Below are 15,660 nucleotides of genomic sequence, written 5' to 3'. Positions count from 1 at the left end.
CTGGGCCCTACTGTGCTCCGGCCGCGCCCGCCCCGCCGGTCCCGGCAGCCTGCTGTTCCTTGTGGCGCTTGATCGCCGCCTCGCGACCGCGGGCGTACCAGATGCCGAACAGACCGAGGGCCGCGCCGGCGAGCGGGGTCCAGACCCACCACAACATGCCCCGGTCGGCGAACCACCCGTAGAAGGGGAGCTGAACGAGGAAGAGGACGAACCAGATGATCGTGCCGCCGACGACGGTCGCGACGACGGGGCCCTCCAGGGGCTCGGGGGCCTCGTGCTGTGCGGTCCATTTCGCCATGTGTCCAAGTCTAGGCGTCGCGAATCGCGGTCTACGCGCGGAGATGGACGCTCCGTCGCTCATGTGTTCATACTGAAACGGTTTGCCTGCGACCGGATTTACTCGTACGAACCACCAAATGACCCCTTGAGGACCGCATGAGCACCTCGGCACCCGCCGCGGCCCCCACCAACGCCCTGGACCGCCACTTCAAGATCTCGGAGCGCGGTTCGACCGTCGCCCGCGAGGTCCGGGGCGGCCTGGCGACCTTCTTCGCGATGGCCTACATCATCGTGCTCAACCCGATCATCCTGGGCAGCGCGAAGGACATGTACGGCCACCAGCTCGACGGCGGCCAGCTCGTCACCGCCACGGTCCTGACGGCCGCGTTCTCCACCCTGCTCATGGGGGTCATCGGCAACGTCCCCATCGCCCTCGCGGCCGGCCTCGGCGTCAACACCGTCGTGGCCCTCCAGCTCGCCCCCCGGATGAGCTGGCCCGACGCCATGGGCATGGTGGTGCTGGCCGGCTTCGTGGTGATGCTGCTGGTCGCCACCGGCCTGCGCGAGCGGGTCATGAACGCCGTCCCGCTGGGCCTGCGCAAGGGCATCGCGATCGGCATCGGCCTGTTCATCATGCTGATCGGCCTGGTCGACTCGGGCTTCGTCACCCGCATCCCGGACGCCGCCCACACCACGGTCCCGCTCCAGCTCGGCGGCAACGGCCACCTGGACGGCTGGCCCGTACTGATCTTCGTGCTCGGCGTGCTGCTCACGCTCACCCTGCTGATCCGCAAGACCCCCGGCGCGATCCTGATCTCCATCGTCGCCATGACCCTGATCGCGGTCGTCGTGCAGCTGGTCACCGACCTGCCGAGCCTCGCCTGGGGGCTGACCGTGCCGGAGTGGCCGGGCAACCCGGTGGCCGCGCCCGACTTCGGGCTCGTGGGTCAGGTCAGCCTCTTCGGCGGCTTCGAGAAGGTCGGGATGCTCACCGGCGTCCTGTTCGTCTTCACCGTGCTGCTGTCCTGCTTCTTCGACGCCATGGGCACCATCCTGGGCGTCGGCGACGAGGCCAAGCTGACGAGGCCGGACGGCACCTTCCCCGGCATCAACCGGGTGCTGCTGATCGACGGACTGGCCGTCGCCTCGGGCGGCGCGACCTCCTCCTCCGCCACCACCTGCTTCGTGGAGTCCACGGCCGGCGTCGGCGAGGGCGCCCGCACGGGCCTGGCGAACGTGGTGACGGGCGGCCTCTTCGCCGTCTCGCTGTTCCTCACGCCGCTGGCGACCATGGTGCCGTCCCAGGCGGCGACCCCGGCGCTGATCGCGGTGGGCTTCCTGATCCTGGCCGGATCGATCAGGGACATCGACTGGAACGACTTCACCATCGCCGTCCCGGCCTTCCTGGCCATGGTGATGATGCCCTTCACCTACTCGATCACGAACGGCATCGGCATCGGCTTCATCAGCTTCTGCGTCCTTCGCCTGACGACCGGCCGGGGCCGCGAGGTCCCGCCCGCCATGTACGTCGTCGCGGCGGTGTTCGTCTTCTACTACGCGATGCCCGCGCTCGGCCTGACGTAGCCCGAACGGACCAACCGGTCCGGACATCCTCACGAAGCTCACGGGGGCACCCTCAGGTGAGCCCGTAGAACTTCTCCGTCTCGTCGACGGCCGTCTTGAACCGCTCGTCGAAATCATCGCGAATGAGCGTCCGGACCACATAGTCCTGGACGCTCATTCCGCGTTTGGCCGCATGAGTCCGGAGGCGTTCGAGCAGCTCCCCGTCTATGCGCATGCTCAGCACATGTGTCCCCATGCCGAAAGAGTCGGGGCAGGAGCCGTGGACGCGGGTCGCTTTTCGGAACCAACTCACCCGTACGAGTGACACCGACGCAACCCGCGCATGTGTGAGGTGTGACGCCTGAAACCGGGTGTTCCTTAGGAAGAGTAATGAGTTATTCTAAGGAACATGCACGACCTTTCCCATGGTGACGACGCCGCCGCCGTGAACGATCTCCGCTCCGCCGTCATGCGGCTGGGCCGCCGACTCAAGCACCAGCGGGTCGACGAGTCACTGAGCCCGACCGAGATGTCGGTGCTCGGCACGCTCGCCCGCTGCGGCCAGGCCACCCCCGGTGAGCTGGCCCGGCGCGAGCACGTCCAGCCGCCGTCGATGACCCGCATCGTCGCGTTGCTGGAAGCCAAGGGACTGGTCAGGCTGGAGCCGCACCCCGACGACCGCCGCCAGAAGGTGGTCAGCCAGACCGAGGAGGCCGAAGCGATGCTCGAAGAGAGCCGTCGCAAGCGCAACGCCTTCCTGGCCGGGCTCGCGGCCGAGCTGACCGAGGACGAATGGGCCAAGCTCCGCGAGGCCGCGCCCGTCCTGGAGAAGCTCGCGCACCTGTAACCGCACACGCCAGGAGGCGACACTTTTGAGTACGGGAACCGGAGCAAACTCCGCACCCGGCCACATATCCACCACCGACGACGCGACTGGGCACAAGCAGTCCATGTTCAGCTCGCTGAAGATCCGCAACTACCGGCTCTTCGCCACGGGACAGGTCGTCTCGAACACCGGCACCTGGATGCAGCGCATCGCCCAGGACTGGCTCGTCCTCTCCCTGACCGGCTCCGCCTCGGCCGTCGGCATCACCATCGCCCTGCAGTTCCTGCCGATGCTGATGTTCGGCCTCTACGGAGGCGTACTCGCCGACCGGCTGCCCAAGCGGCCGCTGCTGCTGGCCACCCAGAGCGCCATGGGCCTGACCGGCGTCGCGCTCGCCGCGCTCACCCTGGCCGGCAACGTCCAGGTCTGGCACGTGTACCTCGCCGCCTTCCTGCTCGGCCTCGTCACCGTCGTGGACAACCCGGCGCGCCAGACGTTCGTCTCCGAGATGGTCGGCAAGGACCAGGTCGCCAACGCGGTCAGCCTGAACTCCGCCAACTTCCAGTCCGCGCGGCTGGTCGGCCCGGCCATCGCCGGCGTGCTGATCACCGCCGTCGGCTCCGGCTGGGCCTTCCTGCTGAACGGGCTGTCCTTCGCCGCCCCCATCGCCGGCCTGCTGATGATGCGGACGAGCGAACTCCACCCGGTGGTGCCGCAGCCGCGCGCCAAGGGACAACTGCGCGAGGGCCTGCGCTACGTCGCGGGCCGGCCGGAGCTGATCTGGCCCATCGTGCTGGTCGGCTTCATCGGCACCTTCGGGTTCAACTTCCCGATCTGGCTGTCGGCCTTCGTCAGCGACGTCTTCCACGGCGACGCCGGCACCTACGGGCTCTTCAACACCCTGATCGCGGCCGGTTCCCTGGCCGGCGCCCTGCTGGCGGCCCGGCGCGGCCACTCCCGGCTGCGGGTGCTCGTGGCTGCCGCCGTGCTGTTCGGGCTGCTGCTCACCGTGACCGCGTTCGCACCGGGGTTCTGGCTGTTCGCGGCGCTGCTCGTGCCGATCGGCATGTTCGGCCTGACGGTCAACGTCACCGCGAACTCCAGCGTGCAGATGGCCACGGACCCCGAGATGCGGGGCCGCGTCATGGCCCTGTTCATGATGGTGTTCACCGGCGGCACCCCCGTGGGGGCACCGCTGGTCGGCTGGATCACCGACACGTACGGGGCGCGCGCCGGCATGGCCGTCGGCGGTCTGATCTCCCTGGCCGCCGCCCTCGCCATCGCGGTGGTGCTGTCCCGGGTCGGCAATCTGCGCCTGCGCGTGAGCCGGCGCGGGGTGGCGTTCGTCCCCTCGGACCGCACCCGCGAGCTGGTCGCCGCCGCCTGACCCCGCCGCCTCCGCCGCCGCCGGTTCGGCCGGCGGAGGCACCCCCGGCGGGACCGGTCGCGCTACCGTCGGGGCATGAGGCTGTTCGCCGCCGTGATGCCGCCCCCGCCCGCCGCCGCCGCGCTGCGGGACGCCGTACGGGCCCTGCCGCACGAACCGGGCCTGCGCTGGACCGCGGAGGGCGGCTGGCACTTCACCCTCGCCTTCATGGGCGAGGTCCGCGAGGCCGTGCTCCCCGACCTGCACGCCCGCCTGGCCCGCGCCGCCGCGCGCACCGAGGCGTTCTCGCTGCGGATCCACGGTGCGGGGCACTTCGGGGAGAACACCCTGTGGGCCGGGGCCGCGGGCGGGCTCGACGGGATGCGGATGCTCGCGGAGCGCGCGGACGCCGCCGCCCGGCGGGCCGGGGTCCCGATGGAGCAGCACCACCGGTACACGCCCCACCTGACCCTGGCCCGCGGCCGGACCGGCGGCGGCGTGGACCTGGGTCCCCTGCTGGAGTCCCTCGCCGGCTTCGAGGGCGCGCCCTGGCGGGTCGACACCCTCAGCCTCGTGCGCAGCGACCTGCCGGTGAGCGGGATCCCGGGCGAGCAACCCCGCTACGAGGTCGTCGGCGCGTGGCCCCTGGCCGCGGCGGCCCGCTGAGCGCGGTGCGTACCGGCAGGGGCGCGGACCGGCATGACGCACGTCTCGTGGCCCCCGGCCCGAGGGCCCGGGGCCGCCGCGTTAGTCTCGACGGGTGGATCCGAAGACCAGAAACCGTGTCATGGCCGGTGTGCTCGTGTTGATGTTCGTCGTCGTCGCCGTGGCGGCGGCCGTCGGCCAGTAGCCGCCGCCCCCTTCCACCACCGGGCAAGGGCTGCCGCACGGCAGCCCTTGCCTGGAGTGGACTCGAAGCAGTTGGCTTGTGCCCATGAAGTACACACAGCTCGGACGCACCGGACTCAAGGTCAGCCGACTTGTACTCGGCACGATGAACTTCGGTCCGCAGACAGACGAACCGACCAGCCACGCCATCCTGGACGCCGCCCTCGACGCGGGTCTGAACTTCGTGGACACGGCCAACGTGTACGGGTGGGGTGAGAACAAGGGCCGCACCGAGGAGATCATCGGCACCTGGTTCGCCCGGGGCGGCGGCCGGCGCGAGAAGACGGTCCTCGCCACCAAGGTCTACGGCTCCATGTCCCGCGGGGCCGAGACCTGGCCCAACGAGGACCGCCTGTCGGCGCTGAACATCCGCCGGGCCGTGGAGGCCAGCCTCAAGCGGCTCCAGACCGACCACATCGACCTCTACCAGTTCCACCACGTCGACCGCCGGACCCCCTTCGAGGAGATCTGGCAGGCCATGGACGTACTGATCCGGCAGGGCAAGATCCTGTACGCCGGATCCTCCAACTTCCCCGGCTACAAGATCGCCCAGGCCAACGAGACGGCCGCCCGGCAGGCCATGGTCGGCCTGGTCAGCGAGCAGTGCCTCTACAACCTCGCCGAGCGCCGCGCGGAGATGGAGATCGTCCCGGCCGCCCGGGAGTACGGCCTCGGGGTCATCCCCTGGTCCCCGCTGCACGGCGGCCTGCTGGGCGGGGTCATCAAGAAGGAGGTCGAGGGGGGCCGCCGCGCCTCCGGGCGGTCCGCGGACGCGCTGGCCAACAGCACGGTACGGGCACAGGTGCAGGCGTACGAGGACCTGCTCGACAAGCACGGCCTGGAGCCCGGCGAGACCGCCCTGGCCTGGCTGCTCACCCGGCCGGGTGTGACGGGCCCGATCGTCGGCCCGCGCACGGCCGAGCAGTTGGAGAGCGCCCTGCGCGCGCTGGAGCTGGAGCTGGGCGAGGAGGTGCTGGCCGGGCTCGACGAGATCTTCCCCGGGCCGGGGCCGTCCCCGGAGGCCTTCGCCTGGTGATCCGGTGGAACGTCGGCCGTCGCCCCCGTCCGCGGGGGGCGACGGCTCCGGGCGAGCCCCCCTCGCGAAGGGCGTGTCACAGGCCCCGGTAGGGACCGCCGATGCCCCACGCCTGGTGCAGGGCCGCGGCGAACTCCCCCGCCAACCGGTGCTCCCCGGAGGCGTTGGGGTGCGTGCCGTCGTAGGTGTCGCGGTGGATGTCGTACGCCTGCGGGCGCGCGGCCAGCAGGATCGGCGAGGCGTCGGTGGACAGGTCGGCGACCGCTTTCGCCAGCAGCTCGTTGAAGCGCGCCACCTCGGCGGCGAACGGGGCGTCCGACTCGGCCCTGACGTTGGGGATGACGGGCAGCAGGACCATGCGGACACCGGGATGGGCGGCGCGGGCCCGCGCGACGAAGAGGCGGACGTTGTCGGCGGTCTGCTCGGCCTTCGTGTAGAAGCCGAGGTCGATGAGGCCGAGCGAGACCAGCAGGACGTCGGCCCGGCCCTCGCGGACGGCCGGTCCGATGAGCGGGGCCATGTGCTGCCACCCCTCGCCCCAACCGGCCAGGTGGCGGCGGGCGGTGGCGGGGAAGCCCGGGTCGGCGTACTCGTGGCTGGTGGGCGCGTCGGTGAGGCTGTCGTACACCTCGCCGCGCGGGCCGACGATCGCGTACGACCCGCCCATGGTGGCGTGGAGGTGCTGCCACATCCGGTAGCGCCAGGTGTAGTCGCCGGCGCGTCCGATGGTCATGGAGTCGCCGACGAACATGAAACGCATCCGGTCATCATCGCGGATCATGCGACAGGTACCCCTGTGATGCCGGACACGCGGTGCGGGCCGGCAGGCTTGGGGGATGCGCCTGCTCCCGACGTTGACCGCCTGCACCGCCGCCCTCGTCCTCGCCGTGTCGGCGGGACCGGCCGCGGCGGCCGACACCCCGTCCGGGTTCACGATCACCGACCCCCGGATCAAGGAGTCCAGCGGGCTGGCGGCCAGCCGGATCCACCCGGGCGTGTACTGGACGCACAACGACAGCGACGACGGGCCGTACGTGTACGCCGTGGACTCCGCGAGCGGGAGGACCGTGGCCCGGGTGACCCTCACCGGGATCGGCCGGCCCCGCGACGTCGAGGCCATCTCGCTGGGGCCGGACGGGCAGCTGTACGTCGGCGACATCGGGGACAACAAGGGCGGCACCTGGGACCACGTGTGGATCTACCGCTTCCCCGAGCCGAAGGTCCTGGCCGACGCGACGGTCCGGGCCGAGCAGTTCACGGTGACGTACGCCGACGGGCCGCGGAACGCCGAGGCCCTGATGGTGCATCCGGTGACGGGGCGGGTGTACATCGCGAGCAAGGACGAGGACAAGGGCGGTCTGTACGAGGGGCCGAGCCGGCTGACCGCCGGTGGGCCGAACGTGTTCCGGCGGGTCGCGGACCTGCCGTGGGTGACGGACGGCGCGTTCTCGCCGGACGGCGGCGCGCTGACCCTGCGCGGGTACTTCTTCGCACGGACCTGGCCGTGGAAGGACGGCCGCCCGGTGGGCTCCGGCGAGGGGGTGGCCGCGCCGTGGCAGGGCCAGGCGGAGTCGGTGACGTACACGGCGGACGGCACGGCGCTGATGTTCGGGGCGGAGGGGGCGGGCAGCCGGGTGGTGGCGGTACCGGTGCCCGCTCGGGCGGGCGCCGCCCCGGCTCCCGCCGGCGGCACCCGGGCGCCGGCCCGACCCGGGTCGCCGGCCGCGGCGACGGGGACGGAGGGCCCGCAGGACAAGGGGAGCTTCGCGAAGGGCGCCCTCGTGCTGGCGGGCGGGACGGTCCTGGTCATGGCGGGACGGCGACTCTCGCGCCGCCGGACGCCCAAGGCCTGACGGCGTCGCAGGTCCGACGGTTCGTGCGGCGCGGGACAACGTCCGCCCGCCGCCGCACCGTTCGACGCCGAACGGGCGGCGCGCTCACCCGACCGGGCGAACGGCCCCCGGACGGGGGCCGGCCCGTCAGGAGTGACCGAGGTCCGCGGGGGTGAGGTCACCGGCCGGCACCGAGCCGGTGTCCCGGGACGGCCGCAAGGGGAACTCGTCCGAGGCCATCGAGTCCAGCACCGGCGGCGCGGGACGCAGCGGCTTCGGCATGACCGCGGCCTCCGAGTGACCGCCGCAACCGTAGGACAGAGAGACCAGCCGGCCGTCCGCGGGGCCGAACTCGTTCGCGCAGACGCCGAAGGCCTGGCCCAGCGAGCCGCCGATCGCGACGAGGAACCCGCACGACACACAGGAGGCGGGCGCCGCCTGGGCCATCGGGGTCTTCGCGCCGAACGCCTCGTCCCAGCGGTCCGCCGCGCTGTGCAGGCCGTAGCGGGACAGCACCCGCGCCCGCCGCATGCCCAGTTCCTCGGCGACCGAGGTGATGGAGCCGCGCACCGGCACGACGGTGCGGTCGGTGACGTCCGCGTCCTCGGCCTCGACCAGTTCGGCCATCTCGGTGGACACGACCGAGTTCGGCGGCGGCGCGTCCTCGCCCGACCAGCCGGACTCCAGTCGCAGGTCCTCGGCGTCGGTGGGCAGCAGGTCCCCGGGGCCCATGTCCCCGGGCCGCAGCCGCTCGCTCCACGGCACCCACTCGGGCGCCAGCAGGGCGTCGTCACCCGGAAGCAGCACCGTTTCGTCGAGGGTGACGTTCTTCGCACGGGAGGCCCGGGTCACGGTGACGGCCCAGCGCCAACCGCGGTAGCCGGGATCCTTGCACTCGAAGAAGTGCGTGACGACCCGGTCGCCCTCGGCGATGACCGAGAGGTGCTCGCCCACCACTCCGGGGGCGGCGGCTTCCTCGGCCGCCGCGCGGGCGAGGTCTACCGCCTCGGCGCACAGGCGGTCGGGGGTACGGCTTCGCGTCGTCGCAGCACTCACAGGTCTCGTTCTCTCCTACGCCGTCTCACGAGTGCGCCGTCCGTACTGTCGTCCACAACGACCCGTCGGCTGTCCCTACGTAGCGCGGGCGGAGCGGACCAGAGGGCCGCGTCGACGTCCACGCCCGATCGGGTCCGGGCGCACCTACCTGCGATCCATTCTGCGGGATCACGAAGAGGCGCGCGGCCAGAGCAACCGCCGGTGGCGCGCTACGCACGCTACCTCCTCCGAAGCCTTCGGCCCACATGCAAGGTCCGATTCGCGGACAACCCAAGACCGGCCACGGGGTCCGAAACGCGCCGGAGGCCGTTCGGGAGGCGTCCGAGGGGGCCGAGTGGGGCACTATGGGCCCGTGGCACCCGTACGGTCGTCCGACGACGGCTCGGGACCGGCCAGGCGGGCCGGCCGGGCTGTCGGGCGCGCCCTGCACCAGCCCATCACCGGCACGGCCCGCGGGATCCGGCGGGTCACGCACGCCCACGGGGCCGGCGAGTCGGGGCTCGGCAGACTCATCGAACTCCACGCCATCAACGGCGCCGGCGACGTCATGATCACCGTGGCGCTGGCCTCCACGGTGTTCTTCTCCGTCCCCACGGACGAGGCACGCGGCCGGGTGGCGCTCTACCTCGCCATCACCATGGCCCCCTTCGCCCTGCTGGCCCCCGTCATCGGCCCGCTGTTGGACCGACTGCCGCACGGTCGGCGCGCCGCGATGGCCGCGGCGATGCTGGCCCGGGCCCTGCTCGCGGTGATGATGTCCGGCGCGGTGGCCACCGGCGGACTGGAGCTGTACCCGGCGGCCCTGGGCGTCCTCGTCGCGTCGAAGGCGTACGGGGTGGTCCGCAGCGCCGTGGTGCCCCGACTGCTCCCGCCGAAGTTCTCCCTCGTCAAGGCGAACTCCCGGGTCACGCTGGCCGGCCTGCTCGCCACCGGGGCCGCCGCGCCGGTCGCGGCCGGACTCCACACGATCGGTCCGCCCTGGCCGCTGTACGGGGCGTGCGCGATCTTCATCTGGGGCACCTTCGCCGCGTTCACGCTGCCGCACAAGGTCGACGAGGCCAAGGGCGAACGGCGGGCCCGGCTGTCCACGCACGAGGCGCACTCGCGCAAGCCCGGCCTTCGGACCGTGAGCCGTCCGGTGCTGTGCGGGCTGATGGCCAACGCCGCCATGCGCGGACTGTCCGGGTTCCTGATCTTCTTCCTGGCGTTCCTGCTGCGCGACCACCCGTTGGCCGGCCAGAGCGCGGCGGTGTCGCTGGGCATCGTGGGCGTCGCGGCCGGTCTGGGCAACGCGGTCGGCACGGCGGTCGGCGCATGGCTGCGCGCACGGGCGCCGGAGACCATCATCGCGGCGGTGCTGTCGCTGACCCTGGGGGTCGCGGTCCTGGCGGCCGTCTTCGTCAGCGGTCTGTTCATGGCGGTGCTGGCGGCCACGGCGGGGTTCTGCCAGGCCCTGGCGAAGCTGTCGTTGGACGCGATGATCCAGCGGGACGTCCCGGAGGCGGTGCGCACCTCGGCGTTCGCGCGCTCGGAGACCCTGTTGCAGATGGCGTGGGTGCTGGGCGGCGCGATCGGGATCGCGCTCCCGCTGAACGGGGTGCTGGGCATGGCCGTCGCTGCGGCCATCGTCGCCGCCGGCACCACGATGGCCCTGCGCGGCATCCTCACCTCCCCGCGCCGGCCGCAGGGTTCCGCGCGGGCCCGGGTGGCGTAGTCGCCGGGCGCGCCGTCCGCCGGGTCGACCGTCGGGCCGGCTCCCGGGCGAACTGCCCGGACGGCGCCGTCCGGGCCGGCCTCGGAGCCACGCGCACCGCCGGAGGACCCCCGTGCGGCGACGAGGCCGGGCGGCCCGATAGCCTTCGGCTCATGACCGCACCGCTTTTCTCGGGTAGGGCCCGCCGCAGCGTCGCGGCCCTCGGAGCCGTGTCCGCCGGCCTCCTCCTCCTGTCCGCCTGCGACAAGCCGACGCCGCTCGCGACGGTGACCGTCGGCACGTCCTCGGTGTCCGCCGAGGCCGCCTGCCAGAACGACGGCAAGGAACTCTCCGTGGACAAGGTCCAGGAGTGCCTCACCAACGTGAAGGAAGCCAAGACCGTCGAGTACGGCCGCGGCGACACGCTGCGCCTCGGTGTCGAGCCCGAGGTCGTCGAGGACGGCAGGCAGTGGCAGGCCCTCCTGGACGGCCAGCCCATCACCGAGCCCTCCTCGAACACCTACCGCAGCTTCAGCGGCGCCGACGTCTTCGCGACGGGCGGCCAGGGCGAGGCGCCCACGTCGAAGATGCTCGGCTTCGTCCAGGTGGGCGACGGGGGCAAGCCGCTCGCCGTCTGGGCGTTCAAGCTCAAGCTCAAGTCCTAGCGGCTCCACGCAGTACTCGGCGAAGGGCAGCAGGGTGCGCGCGCTCATCGTGACCGCCGTGGCCGCGGAGGCAGACTCCGTGGTCGCCGGTCTCACCCCTCATCCGGACCCGGCCACGCCGGACCCGCGCACCCTGTCCCGCGGCGGCTACCGCGTCACCCGCCGGGACCTGCCCGGCCTCGCCGTCGACGTGCTCGTCGGCGGCGTCGGCCCGGCCGCCGCGGCGGCGGCCACGGCCACCGCGCTCGCGCTGGCCGACTACACGATCGTCGTGTCCGCCGGCATCGGCGGCGGGTTCGCGCCCGCCGCCCCGCTCGGCACGCTCGTCGTCGCCGACGCGCTGGTGGCCGCCGACCTGGGCGCCGACACACCCGACGGGTACCTGTCCGTCGACGCGCTCGGCTTCGGCCGGAGCGCGCACCTGCCGCCCGCCGAACTCGCCGCCCGCGCCGCCGAGGCGACCGGGGCGCTGCTCGCACCCGTCCTCACCGTCTCCACCGTCACCGGCACCGCCGCGCGGGCCGCCGAACTCGCCGCCCGGCACCCGCTCGCCGGCGCGGAGGCCATGGAGGGCTTCGGGGTGGCGGAGGCAGCCGCCGCGCACGGGTTGCCCGTCCTGGAGATCCGCGCCGTGTCCAACGCGGTCGGACCCCGGGACCGCGACGCCTGGCGGATCGGGGACGCGCTGGCCGCGCTGGGCGACGGCTTCCGCGCGCTGGGACCCGTACTCGCCCACTGGGGAGGACAGCATGAACAGCACAGGTGAGCCGCTCCGCATCGCCTATTCGCCGTGCCCGAACGACACGTTCGTCTTCGACGCCTGGGCGCACGGCCGGGTCCCCGGGGCGCCCGCACTGGACGTCACCTTCGCCGACATCGACGTCACCAACGGCATGGCCGAGCGCGGCGAGCTGGACGTGCTGAAGGTGTCGTACGCCGTGCTGCCCTGGGTGTTGGAGGAGTACGCGCTGCTCCCCTGCGGCGGGGCACTGGGGCGTGGCTGCGGCCCGCTGGTCCTCACCCGTGAACCCGGGGTGGACCTGACCGGCAGGACCGTTGCCGTGCCGAGCGAACGGTCCACCGCCTACCTGCTGTTCCGGCTCTGGGCGGCGGACGTGCTGCCCGAGGGGGTCGGCAAGGTGGTCGTGCTGCCGTTCCACGAGATCATGCCCGCGGTGCGCGACGGCCGGGTGGACGCCGGACTGGTCATCCACGAGGCCCGGTTCACCTATCGGGACTACGGGCTGCACTGCCTGGCCGACATGGGCGAGCACTGGGAGTCCACCACCGGCCTGCCGATCCCGCTCGGGGCGATCATCGCCCGGCGCTCGCTGGGCGCGGACACGCTGCGCGCGCTCGCCGACGCGGCCCGCACATCGGTGCGGATGGCGTGGGAGGACCCCGAGGCGTCCCGGCCGTACGTGCGCGCCCACGCGCAGGAGCTGGACCCGAAGGTCGCCGACCAGCACATCGGTCTGTACGTCAACGAGTTCACGGCCGACCTCGGCGACGCCGGTTACGCGGCCGTCCGCGGGCTGCTGACCAGGGCCGCGGCCGAGGGGCTGGTTCCGGCCATCGGGCCGGACGCGCTGGGCTTCCCGTAGCCGCGAGAGGTACCGAACCGACCGCGCCCCGCCGCTCTTTCGAGTGGCGGGGCGCGGTCGTGCGCGGAGTCGGCGGGGGTCAGACGTCGAGTTGGTCGGCGACCGCCCGCAGCAGGCCGGCGATCTTCCCGCCGTGCACCTTGTCGGGGTAGCGGCCGCGTTCCAGCATGGGGGTGATGTTCTCCAGCAGGGTCGTCAGGTCCTGCACGATCGAGGCCAGCTCGTCCGGCTTGCGGCGCTGAGCGGCCGCGACCGAGGGCGTCGGATCCAGCACGGTCACCGAAAGTGCCTGGTCACCGCGTTGTCCCGCGACGACACCGAACTCGACGCGCTGGCCCGGCTTGAGGGCGTCCACCCCGGCAGGCAGCACCGACGAGTGGACGAAGACGTCGCCGCCGTCGTCGCGGGAGAGAAAGCCGAAGCCCTTCTCACTGTTGAACCACTTGACCTTGCCGGTAGGCACGTCCGTCCTCTGTCCTTGCACTCGTCGGGTCCGGGACACCGCGTGGGCGGTTCCGGATAGCAGCGTGGCGGGTCCCCTGACCCGCCACCTCCAGGCTAGTGCTCCGGAATCCGGAGACAAGTCGTTCGCCGGTCCTTCGCGCTCCGCCGCTTCGGCCAGGGAACTACCCTGGTGGGGTGACTGTTACTCCTCATCCCGACGACGACGCGGCCCGGCCCGGCGACGGACTGGTCAAGGCCGGCGGCATCGTGTTCATCGCCGGCGCCGTCGCCACGCTCGCGACGATGGCCCCGCTCTTCCTCGACACCGACCCGTTCCCCTCGTACGCGTGGGCCGTCTGCATGCTGATGGGCGTCGGCTTCGTCATCTCGGCGGCGGGCGTGCTCCGCTCGGCCGCGGCGCAGCGCAAGGCGGCCCGGGCCTCCCAGGCCGCCTGAGGACGTCGGCGCGCGCGGACGGGTCCCGCGTCGGGCTCAGACCTCGCGCGTACGGACGTACTCCTTGAGCCACTGCGGCAGCGCGGTGAGGTCGGGGAGCACCACGTCGGCGCCCGCCGCGCGCAGCTCCGGCTCCGGGCAGGGGCCGGTCGGCACGGTCACCGAGACCGCGCCGGCCGCGCGGGCACCGCGTACGTCGCCCACGTGGTCGCCGACGTAGACCTGGGCGCCGTACTCGCGCAGGGCGACCGCCTTCGCCTCGGCCCACAGCCAACCGACGACCGCGTCCGGCTCGATGCCCAGGTGCCGAAGGTGCAGGACGGCGTTCGGCTGGTGCTTCGCCGTGACCACGATCGCTCGGCCGCCGAGCGCCTGAACGGCCTCGATCGCCTCGCGGGCGCCGGGCATCGCCGGAGTGGGGTCGATGGCGTGTGTGGGATAGATCTCCCGGTAGCGGTCGGCCATCGCGGGGATCTCCGCCGCCGGGAACCAGTTCGCGAGCTCCTCGTCCAGCGGCGGACCGAGCCGCGTGACCGCCTGGTCCGCGTCGATGAACGTACCGGTCTCGGCCGAGAGCGCCTGGTAGGCGGCCTTGATGCCGGGGCGCGAGTCGATGAGGGTCATGTCGAGGTCGAAGCCGACCGTCAGCAGGGGGACGGCGGGTGTGGTGGACGTGGTCTCGGAGCTCATGCGGCCATTGTGCCGAGCCGGACCACGCGGGCGGGAACGTGGGCCGGGGTCCGGCCGGCCGGTCCGTGAACACCGCCGAGTCCCAGGGGTACCTCCCACCCGCGGCGGGCCCGGGACCCCTACCTGCGGCGGGCCCGCCACGCCAGGTAGAGCGCGGAGGCGACGCCCGCGACCCGGGCCAGCCACGGCCACATGTCCTGGAACACCCCGGACATCTGGTCGCCGGCCAACGCGTCGCCCCAGCGGCCGTCGCCGCGGCCCCACAGCCACACCACCGCCCCGGCGAAGACCGCGCCGGGCACGCCGAACACCACCGCCTTGCGCTCGGTCGGCCCCAGCACCCGCGAGGCGTATGCGAGGAGCCAGCCGCCCAGGAGGAGCAGCCAGTAGCCGGTGACCGCGCCGACGACGAGCACCAGGGCCGCCAGCAGCAGGAAGGCGTGCGGTTTGGGGCGGGCGACGGCGACGACCGCGGCGGCGGGGGCGGGTTCGGCCGCCGCCGCCTTCCGCTTCCGCCTGCGTTCGCGCAGGAAGCGCGCGAGGGTCCGCGTGCGGGACTCGGGCGGTCCGGGCGGCTGCTTGGGCTGCGGCGCCGTGCCGGCCGGGTCCTCGTCCTCCTCCGGGTCCTTGAAGAGGTCCGGGACCTCGATCCCGCCCGCGAAGCCCTCGACCTGCGGCCCCCCGAACCCGCCCGGCCCGCCCGGGGACAGCCGCCACCAGTCGGGCTCGGCGTCGCCCCCGTCGCCCAGTTCGTCGAGCCCGGCCAGGTGCGGCGGCACGTTCTCGGCGGGGCGCGGCCGCGGGGCGGGTTTGCGGCGCAGGCCCGTGCGCTGCGTCGGCACGGCGGGCGACGGGTCGGGGACGGGGTCGGGGCGCGCGGGAGCGGCGGAGGAACCGGACGCCGGCCGGCTCAGGGTGCCCAGCGTGTCCAACACCTCCTCCGGCGTGCCGATCCGTTCCAGGATGCGCCGTACCGCCGCCGGGGTCTCCGGCTCGTACTTGGCGCGCCGACGGTCGATCTCGTCCCGCAACCCCGACACCAGCCGCATCCGGTCGCCCGACGGCAACTGTCGCCGCTGCGCCAAGTCCCCGACCCTGCTGAGATATTCGTAGACCAGTTGGTCGCTCTCGATGCCCACGCCCCGACTCCTCCCGTCCCGTCTGTCCCGAAGGTAGCGCGTGCGCCCGTGGAGCCGGCGCGGGCGCAGCGGATACCGTTGACCGGATGGGGACCGGCCGACGACCGGCCGACGTGACCAGGA

General features: G+C 72.9%; 18 protein-coding genes. 11 read left to right on the top strand and 7 right to left on the bottom strand.

Going from position 1 to position 15,660, the window contains the following annotated elements; all coding sequences use genetic code 11:
• Nucleotides 1-7: 7 nt before the first annotated feature.
• A complete protein-coding gene (locus ACQEVM_RS03415; protein ID WP_433074648.1) occupies nucleotides 8-298 on the bottom strand; it encodes a DUF2530 domain-containing protein in 291 nt (96 codons plus the stop codon).
• A 137-nt stretch (nucleotides 299-435) separates the two neighbouring features.
• Between ACQEVM_RS03415 and ACQEVM_RS03410 the strand changes: the two genes are divergently transcribed.
• On the top strand, nucleotides 436-1,863 hold the full coding sequence (locus ACQEVM_RS03410) for an NCS2 family permease (protein WP_433074645.1): 1,428 nt from the start codon (nucleotides 436-438) through the stop codon (nucleotides 1,861-1,863).
• 52 nt (nucleotides 1,864-1,915) lie between these two features.
• On the opposite strand, the gene ACQEVM_RS03405 is transcribed toward ACQEVM_RS03410, so the two are convergent.
• Nucleotides 1,916-2,098 carry a ribbon-helix-helix protein, CopG family gene (locus ACQEVM_RS03405; protein ID WP_078999227.1) on the bottom strand — a complete coding sequence of 61 codons (183 nt, stop codon included), beginning with the start codon at nucleotides 2,096-2,098 and terminating at the stop codon, nucleotides 1,916-1,918.
• 153 nt (nucleotides 2,099-2,251) lie between these two features.
• Between ACQEVM_RS03405 and ACQEVM_RS03400 the strand changes: the two genes are divergently transcribed.
• The 4 genes from ACQEVM_RS03400 to ACQEVM_RS03385 all read left to right on the top strand — a co-directional run bounded on the left by ACQEVM_RS03400 (nucleotide 2,252) and on the right by ACQEVM_RS03385 (nucleotide 5,958).
• Complete coding sequence (locus tag ACQEVM_RS03400; protein ID WP_266574971.1) at nucleotides 2,252-2,689, top strand: MarR family winged helix-turn-helix transcriptional regulator; 438 nt, start codon at nucleotides 2,252-2,254, stop codon at nucleotides 2,687-2,689.
• Between the two features lie 25 nt (nucleotides 2,690-2,714).
• Entirely contained in the window at nucleotides 2,715-4,055 is a 1,341-nt protein-coding gene (locus tag ACQEVM_RS03395) for an MFS transporter (protein WP_351381329.1), read from the top strand.
• A 75-nt stretch (nucleotides 4,056-4,130) separates the two neighbouring features.
• Nucleotides 4,131-4,700, top strand: a complete 570-nt coding sequence (gene thpR / locus ACQEVM_RS03390) for an RNA 2',3'-cyclic phosphodiesterase (RefSeq protein ID WP_433074640.1) — start codon at nucleotides 4,131-4,133, stop codon at nucleotides 4,698-4,700.
• Nucleotides 4,701-4,968: 268 nt separating this feature from the next.
• On the top strand, nucleotides 4,969-5,958 hold the full coding sequence (locus ACQEVM_RS03385) for an aldo/keto reductase (RefSeq protein ID WP_433074637.1): 990 nt from the start codon (nucleotides 4,969-4,971) through the stop codon (nucleotides 5,956-5,958).
• A gap of 76 nt (nucleotides 5,959-6,034) precedes the next feature.
• On the opposite strand, the gene ACQEVM_RS03380 is transcribed toward ACQEVM_RS03385, so the two are convergent.
• Nucleotides 6,035-6,718, bottom strand: a complete 684-nt coding sequence (locus tag ACQEVM_RS03380; RefSeq protein ID WP_433079784.1) for a GDSL-type esterase/lipase family protein — start codon at nucleotides 6,716-6,718, stop codon at nucleotides 6,035-6,037.
• 76 nt (nucleotides 6,719-6,794) lie between these two features.
• On the opposite strand from ACQEVM_RS03380, the gene ACQEVM_RS03375 reads away from it, so the two are divergent.
• Nucleotides 6,795-7,811: a WD40 repeat domain-containing protein gene (locus ACQEVM_RS03375; RefSeq protein WP_433074634.1), complete on the top strand. Its 1,017-nt coding sequence runs from the start codon at nucleotides 6,795-6,797 to the stop codon at nucleotides 7,809-7,811.
• A gap of 126 nt (nucleotides 7,812-7,937) precedes the next feature.
• Here ACQEVM_RS03375 and ACQEVM_RS03370 read toward each other — a convergent pair whose 3' ends face one another.
• Complete coding sequence (locus ACQEVM_RS03370) at nucleotides 7,938-8,846, bottom strand: DUF3027 domain-containing protein (RefSeq protein WP_433074631.1); 909 nt, start codon at nucleotides 8,844-8,846, stop codon at nucleotides 7,938-7,940.
• A 334-nt stretch (nucleotides 8,847-9,180) separates the two neighbouring features.
• Here ACQEVM_RS03370 and ACQEVM_RS03365 point away from each other — a divergent pair, with 334 nt between their 5' ends.
• The 4 genes from ACQEVM_RS03365 (at nucleotide 9,181) to ACQEVM_RS03350 (ending at nucleotide 12,808) form a co-directional block, all read left to right on the top strand.
• The gene (locus ACQEVM_RS03365) at nucleotides 9,181-10,560 is read left to right on the top strand and encodes an MFS transporter (RefSeq protein WP_433074628.1); all 1,380 of its coding nucleotides are present in this window, start codon (nucleotides 9,181-9,183) and stop codon (nucleotides 10,558-10,560) included.
• 152 nt (nucleotides 10,561-10,712) lie between these two features.
• A complete protein-coding gene (locus ACQEVM_RS03360) occupies nucleotides 10,713-11,204 on the top strand; it encodes a DUF2771 domain-containing protein (protein ID WP_433074625.1) in 492 nt (163 codons plus the stop codon).
• Nucleotides 11,205-11,238: 34 nt separating this feature from the next.
• Nucleotides 11,239-11,970, top strand: a complete 732-nt coding sequence (locus ACQEVM_RS03355; protein ID WP_433074622.1) for a futalosine hydrolase — start codon at nucleotides 11,239-11,241, stop codon at nucleotides 11,968-11,970.
• On the top strand, nucleotides 11,954-12,808 hold the full coding sequence (locus tag ACQEVM_RS03350; protein WP_433074619.1) for a 1,4-dihydroxy-6-naphthoate synthase: 855 nt from the start codon (nucleotides 11,954-11,956) through the stop codon (nucleotides 12,806-12,808). The genes ACQEVM_RS03355 and ACQEVM_RS03350 overlap by 17 nt, the downstream gene beginning before the upstream one ends.
• 79 nt (nucleotides 12,809-12,887) lie before the next feature.
• Here the strand turns inward: ACQEVM_RS03350 and ACQEVM_RS03345 are convergent, their stop codons facing one another.
• Entirely contained in the window at nucleotides 12,888-13,271 is a 384-nt protein-coding gene (locus ACQEVM_RS03345) for a cold-shock protein (protein ID WP_053681072.1), read from the bottom strand.
• A gap of 176 nt (nucleotides 13,272-13,447) precedes the next feature.
• Here ACQEVM_RS03345 and ACQEVM_RS03340 point away from each other — a divergent pair, with 176 nt between their 5' ends.
• Complete coding sequence (locus ACQEVM_RS03340; protein ID WP_433074615.1) at nucleotides 13,448-13,708, top strand: hypothetical protein; 261 nt, start codon at nucleotides 13,448-13,450, stop codon at nucleotides 13,706-13,708.
• Between the two features lie 36 nt (nucleotides 13,709-13,744).
• On the opposite strand, the gene ACQEVM_RS03335 is transcribed toward ACQEVM_RS03340, so the two are convergent.
• Both ACQEVM_RS03335 and ACQEVM_RS03330 read right to left on the bottom strand, forming a co-directional pair.
• Nucleotides 13,745-14,398 (bottom strand): HAD family hydrolase, encoded by a 654-nt coding sequence (locus ACQEVM_RS03335; protein ID WP_433074612.1) that lies wholly within the window; start codon nucleotides 14,396-14,398, stop codon nucleotides 13,745-13,747.
• A 119-nt stretch (nucleotides 14,399-14,517) separates the two neighbouring features.
• Entirely contained in the window at nucleotides 14,518-15,537 is a 1,020-nt protein-coding gene (locus ACQEVM_RS03330; protein WP_433074609.1) for a hypothetical protein, read from the bottom strand.
• Nucleotides 15,538-15,660 lie beyond the last annotated feature (123 nt).

The sequence above is a fragment of the Streptomyces sp. CA-243310 genome, assembly GCF_050936775.1.
In the GTDB taxonomy this organism is placed as follows: Bacteria; Actinomycetota; Actinomycetes; order Streptomycetales; family Streptomycetaceae; genus Streptomyces.
The sequence above is the reverse complement of the archived record's forward strand: the minus strand, read 5'-3'. Positions and strand labels throughout refer to the sequence as shown.

What these genes read in the sequence shown, in the direction of transcription:
- thpR (WP_433074640.1), top strand. Translation starts at nt 4,131, where the DNA reads ATGAGGCTGTTCGCCGCCGTGATGCCGCCCCCGCCCGCCGCCGCCGCG.
- ACQEVM_RS03415 (WP_433074648.1), bottom strand. Translation starts at nt 298, where the DNA reads ATGGCGAAATGGACCGCACAGCACGAGGCCCCCGAGCCCCTGGAGGGC.
- ACQEVM_RS03350 (WP_433074619.1), top strand. Translation starts at nt 11,954, where the DNA reads ATGAACAGCACAGGTGAGCCGCTCCGCATCGCCTATTCGCCGTGCCCG.
- ACQEVM_RS03405 (WP_078999227.1), bottom strand. Translation starts at nt 2,098, where the DNA reads ATGGGGACACATGTGCTGAGCATGCGCATAGACGGGGAGCTGCTCGAA.
- ACQEVM_RS03375 (WP_433074634.1), top strand. Translation starts at nt 6,795, where the DNA reads ATGCGCCTGCTCCCGACGTTGACCGCCTGCACCGCCGCCCTCGTCCTC.
- ACQEVM_RS03335 (WP_433074612.1), bottom strand. Translation starts at nt 14,398, where the DNA reads ATGAGCTCCGAGACCACGTCCACCACACCCGCCGTCCCCCTGCTGACG.
- ACQEVM_RS03360 (WP_433074625.1), top strand. Translation starts at nt 10,713, where the DNA reads ATGACCGCACCGCTTTTCTCGGGTAGGGCCCGCCGCAGCGTCGCGGCC.
- ACQEVM_RS03380 (WP_433079784.1), bottom strand. Translation starts at nt 6,718, where the DNA reads ATGCGTTTCATGTTCGTCGGCGACTCCATGACCATCGGACGCGCCGGC.
- ACQEVM_RS03400 (WP_266574971.1), top strand. Translation starts at nt 2,252, where the DNA reads ATGCACGACCTTTCCCATGGTGACGACGCCGCCGCCGTGAACGATCTC.
- ACQEVM_RS03410 (WP_433074645.1), top strand. Translation starts at nt 436, where the DNA reads ATGAGCACCTCGGCACCCGCCGCGGCCCCCACCAACGCCCTGGACCGC.
- ACQEVM_RS03385 (WP_433074637.1), top strand. Translation starts at nt 4,969, where the DNA reads ATGAAGTACACACAGCTCGGACGCACCGGACTCAAGGTCAGCCGACTT.